5 protein-coding genes are annotated in these 6,992 nt (G+C 60.5%); 3 read left to right on the forward strand and 2 right to left on the reverse strand.

What is annotated here, in order from left to right:
• Window positions 1-187: 187 nt before the first annotated feature.
• Together AB8E48_RS05655 and AB8E48_RS05660 are read left to right on the forward strand one after the other, a co-directional pair.
• The gene (locus AB8E48_RS05655) at window positions 188-1,000 is read left to right on the forward strand and encodes a ParA family protein (protein WP_368886049.1); all 813 of its coding nucleotides are present in this window, start codon (window positions 188-190) and stop codon (window positions 998-1,000) included.
• 245 nt (window positions 1,001-1,245) lie between these two features.
• Window positions 1,246-2,703: a mycothione reductase gene (locus tag AB8E48_RS05660; protein WP_368886050.1), complete on the forward strand. Its 1,458-nt coding sequence runs from the start codon at window positions 1,246-1,248 to the stop codon at window positions 2,701-2,703.
• Window positions 2,704-2,798: 95 nt separating this feature from the next.
• Here AB8E48_RS05660 and AB8E48_RS05665 read toward each other — a convergent pair whose 3' ends face one another.
• The gene (locus AB8E48_RS05665) at window positions 2,799-4,964 is read right to left on the reverse strand and encodes an AMP-dependent synthetase/ligase (RefSeq protein WP_368886051.1); all 2,166 of its coding nucleotides are present in this window, start codon (window positions 4,962-4,964) and stop codon (window positions 2,799-2,801) included.
• Between the two features lie 152 nt (window positions 4,965-5,116).
• Window positions 5,117-5,983 (reverse strand): alpha/beta hydrolase, encoded by an 867-nt coding sequence (locus tag AB8E48_RS05670; RefSeq protein WP_368886052.1) that lies wholly within the window; start codon window positions 5,981-5,983, stop codon window positions 5,117-5,119.
• A gap of 221 nt (window positions 5,984-6,204) precedes the next feature.
• Between AB8E48_RS05670 and AB8E48_RS05675 the strand changes: the two genes are divergently transcribed.
• On the forward strand, window positions 6,205-6,954 hold the full coding sequence (locus AB8E48_RS05675) for a lysophospholipid acyltransferase family protein (protein WP_368886053.1): 750 nt from the start codon (window positions 6,205-6,207) through the stop codon (window positions 6,952-6,954).
• The last annotated feature ends 38 nt before the right edge of the window (window positions 6,955-6,992 follow it).

A 6,992-nucleotide genomic window follows, 5' to 3' on the forward strand; every position in this document is an offset into this window, starting at 1 on the left:
AAAACGTAGATCAGCCCGCGTTTGCCACCAACCTAGCTGGCGAGCGCGGGCTGAAGCTTTAAACCCGAGGGAATATTCAATGCCCGCTTGAGAAAAAACTCAAGATACACCCCTGTCAGAGCCGGAAGAAAAGCGAAGATTCGCTAAAATAAAGGGGCATTACACCTCACTCATAAAAGGGACCTGCATGCCCCGCATCGTCAGTATCAGCAGCCTCAAAGGTGGCGTTGGCAAAACGTCCATCACTTTGGGGCTTGCCTCCGCGGCATTACACAGCGGACTCTCCACACTCGTTATTGACCTCGACCCCCATGGCGACGCCAGCACCGGCCTGGCGGTGGATGAAACCATCCCCGACGTCGCCTCCCTGATCGCCAGCTCCAATGAGCGCGCCTTTGCTGAGGAAGCCGGTAGCTCCTCCTGGAACGCGCTCGTCGGCAAGCCCACCCTGCTGACCAATAACCCCGTGACCACCGGTAGCGTGAAGGTGGCGCGCGGCTCGGCACGCTCCACCCTCGTGGACCGCCAGGAAGCCGCGCCGTTCATCCGCCGTTTTAAGCGCATGGTGGAGGCGGTTGCGGACGCCTACGACGTCATCTTGATTGACTGCCCGCCGTTCCTCGGCACCCTATCTTCGATGGGCTGGGCGGTGAGTGAGCGTATCCTCTCGGTCGCTGAGCCCTCCCTCTTCTCCGTGGCGGGCACCGAACGAACCCTGCGCGCCATCGTGCGTTTTCAGCAGGAAAGCGGCATCAGCATTGATGGTGCTGGCGTCATCATCAACAAGATGCGCCCCAACGACAGTGAACACCGCTACCGCCGTGACGAAATGCGCTCCCTCTTTGGCGAGCTCGTGGCAGAACCGGTGCTCGCCGAAAGCCCCGTGCTTCAGCGTGCGCAGGGTGCCGCCTACCCGATTCATTTTTGGCCCGACGAAGAGTCGGTCGACCCCGCCATTGACTTCACCCGTCTGCTGGCAGGGCTCATGGCTGACATCTAAGGAATACTCATCCGCGGGCTCGAATAGTTTCAATGCATGAGTGCGTCTTCTCAAGAAACAGCCGTGTTCTCAGCGCTGTGTTCTTTGGGGCGGCGCACTTTTGCGTATCAACAGGCAATGAGATGAGATCTTGGGAATAGCCCAGACCTTCCACGCGTTATAGTGGCAGTAACAGAAATAAGCCCGTCATCGAGGGGCACGCTGGGGAACGAGCCCAGCCTCAACACCTTAAACGAGAGGACCACATGAGCATCGAGAACGTAGAACGCATTGACGGCGTAGCACAGTACGACCTCATTGTCATCGGCTCCGGATCCGGCAACACCCTCATCGGCCCCGAATGGGACGACAAGAAGGTCGCCCTGGTCGATGGCGGCATCTTTGGCGGCACCTGCCTGAACGTTGGTTGCATCCCCACCAAGATGTACGTCTACCCGGCGACCATCGCGCAGAAGACCCGCGAGGTCAAGCACCTGGGCGTCGACGCGCACGTGGATGCCGTGCACTGGGCACAGATTCGTGACCGTATCTTCGCCTCCCGCATTGACCAGATTTCTGAAGGCGGCCGCAACTGGCGCGCCGGTCTGCCCAACGTGGACTTCTACGACCAGTACGCGCGTTTCGTCGGCTCCCACACCATCGAGCTGACCGACGGCACCCGCCTGCAGGGCCGCCAGATTGTGATTGCCGCGGGTTCCCGCGCCGTGTTGCCTCCCGTGCCCGGCATTGACTCCTCCAAGGTGTACACCAACGACAACGTCATGCGCATGGACGAACTGCCCGCACGCATGGTCGTCATCGGCGGCGGCGTGATTGCGGCAGAGTTCTCCCACGTCTTCTCCGCATTCGGCACCGAAGTGACTCAGCTGAACCGTTCCTCCCGCCTGTTGCGCGGCGTGGACGAAGAGGTCGTGGCACGTTTCGAAGAAGCCGCAAACAAGCAGTGGAACATCGTTAAGAATGCTGGCCTCTCCGAAATTCGTGAGAACGCCGACGGCAGCGTCACCGTCGTGGCAAAGCGCACCACCGAGAACGGTGAAGAACTGCTCGAAATCCCCGCGGACGCCGTGCTCGTGGCAACCGGCCGCCGCCCCAACACCGACACCCTCAACGCGAAGAACTACTTCGACGTTCAGGATGGCGGTCAGCTCAGCGTCGACAAGTACCAGCGCGTACTCTACAACGGCGCACCCGTACCCGGCCTCTACGCTCTCGGTGACGTATCCAGCCGCTACCAGCTCAAGCACGTGGCAAACCACGAGGCACGCGTCGTGCAGCACAACCTCAGCCACCCCGAGGACCTGCGCGCCAGCGACCACCGCTACGTACCCGGTGCTGTCTTCAGCAACCCGCAGATCGCCGTGGTCGGCATGACCGAAGAGCAGGCTCGCGAGGCTGCTGAGCGTGAAGGCTTTGAGATTACCGTCAAGGCGCAGAACTTTGGCGACACCGCCTACGGCTGGGCAATGGAAGACAAGACCGGTCTGTGCAAGCTCATTGCCCGCAAGGACAACGGCGAGCTGCTCGGCGCGCACCTGGTCGGTGAAGAATCCTCCGTGCTCATCCAGCCGCTACTGCAGGCAATGAGCTTCGGCATGGATGCGCGCACCCTCGCACGCGGCCAGTACTGGATTCACCCGGCACTGACCGAAATCGTTGAGAACGCGCTGCTCGGCCTGGAATTCGACGAGCTCGCCAACTAACGATAGCTAGATAAAAGAGCCAAGATACGTAAGGAGGGGGTCGTACCACAGTGGTACGACCCCCTCCTTACGTATTTGTCTTCACCTAGGGATGTTTAGGAATCTTCACCTTCTGAACGCTGAGTAGCTGCTTTCTTCGCTTCGGCAGGCTTCTCCGAAGTGTCCTCAGAAGAATCCTCAGCCTTTTCCGCCTTCTCAGGCTTCTTGGCGTCAGCCTCAGCCTTATCTTCCTGCGGCTTCTGCATACGCTCAGCAGCCTGCTCGCGCAGCTCTTCAAGCTTCTCCGCAGCCTGCTCGCGCAGCTCGGCAAGACGCTCCGTCTGCTGGTCAGCGTACTCGTGCAGACGCTCGGCTGCCTGCTCACGCAGCTCAGCGAACTTCTCAGACTGCTCCGCCGCGTACTCCTGCAGGCGAGCCAAAGAATCCGAGGTGCTATCGGAAACCTTGCCGTACATCTCATCCACGTAGGAGGAGAAGTCCTGCAGAATCTTTGCGCGGCGCAGCTTCTGCGAAGGAGTCAGGTAGCCATCTTCCTCGGTCAGGTCACGGCTCATAATGCGGAACTCGCGAATACCCTCGGCGCGGGAAACCAGCTGGTTTGCCTCATCCACGAGCTTCTGAATTGCGGCGCGAACCGCCGGGTGAACAGCGGCCTCCGGAATGGAGAGCGAGCGCGGCAACCCCAGGTGCTCCAGCTGCTCGGGCAGGGTATCCGGATCCAGAGTCACCAGCGCCGCGATGAACGGCTTCTCATCGCCAACCAGCATCGCCTGCGACACCAGGGGAGAGGTGCGCAGATGGCTCTCCGCAATGCCCGGAATGACGTTCTTACCGCCGGCGGTGACGATGATTTCCTTCTTGCGGCCCACAATCTTCAGGTAGCCCCGCTCATCGAAACGAGCCAGGTCACCGGTACGGAACCAGCCGTCCTCGGTGAACGCCTGAGCGTCCTCTTCAGGGTTCTTGTAGTAGCTGCTAATCACGCCCACGCCACGAACCAGAAGCTCACCGTCCTCAGCGATATAGCCTTCTGCACCGGGGAGGAGCGGGCCAATCATGCCAATCTGGTACGGGTTGATGCGGCCAGCCGCAATCGGGGCGCAGGTCTCGGTCAGACCGTAACCCTCAACCACCTGCACACCCACCGCGTGGAAGAAGTGCGCCAGGCGCTCGCCGAGGGGACCGCCGCCGGAGACCGCGTAACGCAGCTCGCCGCCCAGGGCCGCACGCAGCTTGGAGTAGACCAACTTGTCGTACAGAGCGTACTGTGCCGCCAGCTTGATGGGCACGCGCCCCTCAACCTTCGCCTGCGACCAGCGCACCGCAATGTCGGTGGAACGCTCAAAGAGAGCCTTGTTGAACTTACCGCCCTTAGCCGCCTTCGCCATGGCGCCCTCGTACACCTTCTCAAAGACGCGGGGCACCACCAGCAGCATGGTCGGCTTGAAGCTATCCAAGTCAGCAGCCAGGTTCTTAATATTGGGGGAGTGGCCGATGACCAGGCCGGCATCCAGCGCCAGAACCTGAATCAGGCGCGCCAGAACGTGCGCCAGCGGCAAGAAAAGGATGGAGGAGTTGCGGGGGTTTGCAATCTCAGACTCTGCAATTTTAGTGTTCGCGCTCAGGTTCAGGAAGTGGCCGTGAGTCAGCGCGCAACCCTTGGGGCGACCGGTCGTGCCGGAGGTGTACACAATGGTCGCGATGTCATCACAGCCGGCTGCGGAACGTACCTGCTCCAGCTGGTCATCACTCACCTCGGATGCGCGAGCGCTGAGGGTATCAAGGTCGCCGTTCTCAATGACCCAGCGGTGCTTCAACTGCATGGGCTCTTCGGTCGTGGAGGCGAACTCCTCAGCCTCGGCGATGCGTGCCAGGAGCTTCTCATCCTCAACGAAGATGGCGGTAGCCTCCGAATGGGCGAGCGCCCACGCCGCCTGTGCAGGGGCGTTGGTCTCGTACACCGGAACGGAGATGGCACCCGCGTACCAAATCGCGAAGTCAATGACGGTCCATTCGAAGCGGGTGCGGCTCATAATGCCCACACGGTCACCCGGGCGGATACCCGCAGCAATCATGCCCTTCGCCAGGTCGGTTACCATCTGGTGGAACTGCTGGGCGCGAACCGGTTGCCAGTTACCCGGAGACATCTGACGGCGGTACAGCACAGGGTTGGAGCTATCGGCTCGGTGGCGCTCAACAATGCTTGTCAGGTTCAGCGAGGGGTCGACGAGAACCTCAGCGGGAGTGGAGAAGACTTTCATAATGCGCCTTTCAAATCAGGGCGTAAGCTCGGGCGGTCCGGTGCCGCGGGCTGTCCTCGATTTCTCGAGGTGCCGTGATGGCTTTCTGAGTGTTCTGCGCACCGCGGCGGGTGATGCATGCGCCGGTGTGCAACGGGCGGAACCTTCAGAATTTAGTGGTTTAGGGATGCGACAAAAGCTTGAACGGTGGAGAGAAGATACTCGGCGTCGTAGTCGAGCGTTGCCACATGGTAGCTGCGGGTCAGCCACCTAAATTCTACAGGAACTGAACAATGTTCGAGAAAATATTTATGGGAGCTATCCGACACAGTATGATCGCCCAGTGAACGCGCATACAGCACCGGCGCCTTCAACTGCGGAATCAGCGCGCGAGTCTCCGCACCCAAAAGATGCAGCTGATGCACCGCCGCCGTCGGAACGATAGAATACGCACCCTCGCTCACGCCAGGAATCGCAATATCGGAGCCAATCGCCTTGAGCATCGGCAGAACCTTAGAGACCTTGCCCGCATGGCGCATCATCGGGTTCACATCCACCATGTAGGGGTTGATCAGCACCGTACCCGCCACCGGCAGACGAGCCGATAGATGGGTCGCCACCGTGCCGCCCATCGACATGCCAATGACCACCACCTGCAGGCCCTGCTCCACCAGGCGGCGGTACCCCTGCTCGGCAGAATCCAGCCACTGCTGGTAGGTACTATCACGCAAATCCTGCCACCGGGTGCCGTGACCGGTCAGCAACGGCATCTCCACCGCATAACCGAGCTCCATAAAACGCTGAGCCAACGGGCGCATACTATGCGGCGAACCCGTAAAACCGTGCACCAGCAAAATACCCACAGAATGCTGCGCAGGGTCAGGGCTAAAAGAAACGGGGGAGTGATCGAACGCCTCCTGCTCCTCCCCGAGGCGACGCGCCAGAGAATCCTTAACATTTTGGGTTGCTAGAAGCCTGCGCTCGCGAGCCTTGCGGCGCATCCGCTTGAGCGGCTCCAATGAGTTATCAAAAATGCTCATAATTCTCCTTGATCGCCTGCAACACGGTCAATGCAGGTATAGCTCTATAGCGTACCCGCCCAGAGTGCCACGGAGGCTACCGCGGGGTGGTACATCGCCCAGCGCGCACCCGCACACCGGTGCGCAGAAAAATCGTTCTCTTTTCTTTAATTATCGCGCGTTCCCTCGCGCCTCTCCAGACACGCTAGAATTGAGCCGGGAACATTCAGAGAGGAGACCCTATGCCTAACACCGCCCTCTATTCAACCCTTAAGATTCTTGGCTCCCCCCTGCTGCAGGGACTGTACCACCATGACGTGGTGGGCCTTGAGAATCTGCCCGAGGGTCCCTACATCGTTGCCAGCAACCACCTGGCGTTCTGCGACTCCATTTTCATTCCTCTCGCCATGCCTCGCACCGTGAACTTCCTCGCCAAGAGCGACTACTTCACCACCCCCGGCGTGAAGGGCCGCGCCATGGCGGCGTTCTTCCGCGGCGTCGGTCAGCTGCCCATGGACCGTTCGGGTGGTCAGAAGAGCCAGGAATCCCTCAACGCCGGCGCGCAGGTCCTCAAAGACGGTGGCGTGATTGGTATCTACCCCGAAGGTACCCGCAGCCCCGATGGACGCGGCTACCGCCCCAAGGTCGGTGTTGCCCGCCTCGCAGTTGAAGCAGGCGTGCCCGTAGTGCCCGTCGGTCAGATCGGTACCGACCTGATTCAGCCCTCCGGCTCGAACCGTATCCGCCTGCGCCACGACGGCAAGCCTATTCAGGTGCGTACCATTATCGGCAAGCCCCTCACCTTCGAGGAATACACCGACGGATCGGACATGAGTCACCGCGTTCAGCGCGAAATTGCCGACCGTATCGGCTCCGAGATTCGCTCCCTGAGCGGTCAGGTATACGTGGACGTGTACGCCGACCGCGTCAAGAAGCTCATGGCTGATAAGAACATGAGCGCTGACGAAGCTGTCGCGCACCTGCAGCACTAAACCTGCAGCACTAGACATTGAGACAGCACCCCAAACGG

It is taken from the genome of Rothia mucilaginosa (genome assembly GCF_964211445.1).
Classification (GTDB): Bacteria; Actinomycetota; Actinomycetes; order Actinomycetales; family Micrococcaceae; genus Rothia; species Rothia mucilaginosa_E.

Excerpts from the sequence above, each read along its gene's own strand:
- AB8E48_RS05670 (WP_368886052.1), bottom strand. The coding sequence starts at position 5,983 with ATGAGCATTTTTGATAACTCATTGGAGCCGCTCAAGCGGATGCGCCGC.
- AB8E48_RS05655 (WP_368886049.1), top strand. The coding sequence starts at position 188 with ATGCCCCGCATCGTCAGTATCAGCAGCCTCAAAGGTGGCGTTGGCAAA.
- AB8E48_RS05665 (WP_368886051.1), bottom strand. The coding sequence starts at position 4,964 with ATGAAAGTCTTCTCCACTCCCGCTGAGGTTCTCGTCGACCCCTCGCTG.
- AB8E48_RS05675 (WP_368886053.1), top strand. The coding sequence starts at position 6,205 with ATGCCTAACACCGCCCTCTATTCAACCCTTAAGATTCTTGGCTCCCCC.
- AB8E48_RS05660 (WP_368886050.1), top strand. The coding sequence starts at position 1,246 with ATGAGCATCGAGAACGTAGAACGCATTGACGGCGTAGCACAGTACGAC.